This window comes from Romboutsia sp. (genome assembly GCF_035470145.1).
Lineage (GTDB): Bacteria > Bacillota > Clostridia > Peptostreptococcales > Peptostreptococcaceae > Romboutsia_D.
On record NZ_DATIRC010000048.1, the window covers coordinates 1 to 2,268 of the forward strand.

Here is a 2,268-nt window from a genome sequence, read left to right on the forward strand (position 1 = left end):
TCCCCTTTAATTTTAATTATAAAATTTATTTTTTATCTTCTGCTAATTCAAGTTCTGTTTCGAGTAAAAACGAACTTTTCCCACTTGGGAAAACTACTGTATAGGCATTTTCAGTTGTCTTGCCAATAGTTGTTATTTCTCCTATCCTAATAATATTTTTATCGTGTAATTTTACTTTTACTTTATCCCCTATATTAAACATATTTTTCCTCCTATTAAATAAAAATTATATTTTATTACTTTATTAATCCCTTTAATTTTATTCTAATTTATGCTATTATCTAATTAATCTAATTTTCATTCTAGTTTTGGAAGTAGCCTATAATTTGTGTTTATAGACTACTTTTTTATTTAGCTATATTTCAACATTTGACTTCTTTCAATTCTTTCATCTATGTCATGGTCATTTATCCAATCGCCTTCATAACTATTTATACCTTTATTGCTTTTAGAAGCTTCTGTAAAGTCTTTGTAAGTTGTTAGTAAATATTTGTATTGCCTTACTTTTCCAACTCGTTCTATGCACTTTTTAAGCTTTGATAAATCAGTAAAAATTTCAATGGCTTCTTTTTCATTTATATTTTTAATATTATTTTCTTTAAGAAGCTTAATAGTATTATTTTCCTGTATATTTTTATTTTGCACATGTGTATTATTTATATTAGGATTGCATATATTATTATTAGATTGAATATTTTCTTTAGCAGCTTCTACTGTTGGCGCAGTAGTGGCTTTTTTATTTCCACCGTTTAAAAGTGCTTGAATTAAGTCCCTATTTAATGATAAATATATATCTGTTCCATTTTGAGTATTTACTTTATGCTGCTTTAAAACCTTTGAAAGATTGCCTTTTAACATTCTTCCTACTTTTGTTTTATTGTTTCTTTCTACTTTTGCTGCAGCTTCTTCTGTCATTCCTTCTTCAACTTGTTTGAATAGTATAGGTAATTCTTCTACTACTTTTCCATAATTTACCCAATAAGCTAAATCGTTTCCTACTGTTATATGTTTCATTGAGTTACCATCTTTCCAATTAAGCAACCAATCTAGCAGCAGCGCATCTTCTGTATTTAGTCCTAATTCTACTAATACTGATTGTTGCAGCCTATGAATTTGAAATCTCATTCCTTTTACCTCCATTTATTTATAATAATTCAATACCAAGTATCCTATATTAAATCCTATCCTTGCAAATTCCCCAAACTTATATCTGTCAAAAGTTATTATTCCTTTTTCTTTTAAGCTTGATATATTATTAAATACTGTTGGCAACGATATATCTAAGATACATGATATTTTTTTAGTTGTTAAAGCTGCAGCTAATGTAATTGATGTATCTTTATCTACATTTATTTCAAATGGAAAAGTTAAAACATTAATGTCTTTTTCTCCATCATTGTAAGTTTGTGCTGCAGCTAATGTTTCTTCTATAAATAAACCTATTAAAGCTTTTTCAGTTGAATTAAGCCTTTTATCTGTCATTATAGAAAGCATTAAGTCTGAAATATTAAATTTAGTTTCAAAATCTTTTACATTTGTTTTTTTCATTCTTGGAGATTGTTCTTCTGTAGCTGCTCTTAAGTCTAGGTTGTAATTTTGCCAAAACTTAGATAATTTTCTCAATATTATCACCTCTTTATTAATCTTTATATTATATATTATATCCTATTTGATAAAATGTTACAAGTCTATTTTATAATTATTTATTATTTAGTGTTTTTATTAAAAGCAAGTAAGTATTTTAATATTTATATATATGATAATAGAATTATGATAATAGAATTAATGATTATAGAATAGCAACACATTTTTGTGTGGTGCGCAGCGCAACTTTTTGTGTAATGCGCAGCACACATTTTTGTGTAGTGCGAAAATTTTGCATAACAACTTTTTGTGTGGTGGTGTAATTGCAATAGTTTTAAGTGTTTCTAACCCTGTGGATAATGTGGATAAAGTAATGTTAAAAATATCCAAGTACCTAGTTGAAAAGATTTATTAAATTTGTAACACAATGTGCAACAAATACATAGTATAAGTATAGCCAAATTTAAGGGGGTACAAAATGGAAAATATAATAAATGAATTACTATCAATAAACTACACGAATTATTACCAACTTGCAGACTACGAAGAAAAAGCTTACAGGATATTAAATAGATTAACTCGAGATCAATTAATGGAAATAGTAGAAGCAGAAAATATAGGTACAGTTAAGGCAAATGATAGTTTAAAGAATATGAAATGTAAGATATATGATAGCTTAGTTAA

At 26.5% G+C, this 2,268-nt stretch carries 4 protein-coding genes; 1 reads left to right on the forward strand and 3 read right to left on the reverse strand.

The window, feature by feature from the left end:
- Positions 1-25: 25 nt before the first annotated feature.
- The 3 genes from VLM92_RS01710 to VLM92_RS01720 all read right to left on the reverse strand — a co-directional run bounded on the left by VLM92_RS01710 (position 26) and on the right by VLM92_RS01720 (position 1,623).
- Positions 26-202 carry a hypothetical protein gene (locus VLM92_RS01710; protein WP_325274627.1) on the reverse strand — a complete coding sequence of 59 codons (177 nt, stop codon included), beginning with the start codon at positions 200-202 and terminating at the stop codon, positions 26-28.
- Positions 203-351: 149 nt separating this feature from the next.
- A complete protein-coding gene (locus VLM92_RS01715) occupies positions 352-1,125 on the reverse strand; it encodes a hypothetical protein (RefSeq protein ID WP_325274628.1) in 774 nt (257 codons plus the stop codon).
- Between the two features lie 15 nt (positions 1,126-1,140).
- On the reverse strand, positions 1,141-1,623 hold the full coding sequence (locus tag VLM92_RS01720) for a hypothetical protein (protein WP_325274629.1): 483 nt from the start codon (positions 1,621-1,623) through the stop codon (positions 1,141-1,143).
- A gap of 439 nt (positions 1,624-2,062) precedes the next feature.
- On the opposite strand from VLM92_RS01720, the gene VLM92_RS01725 reads away from it, so the two are divergent.
- Positions 2,063-2,268 (forward strand): hypothetical protein (locus tag VLM92_RS01725; protein ID WP_325274630.1); only part of this gene is annotated, 206 nt, incomplete at its 3' end.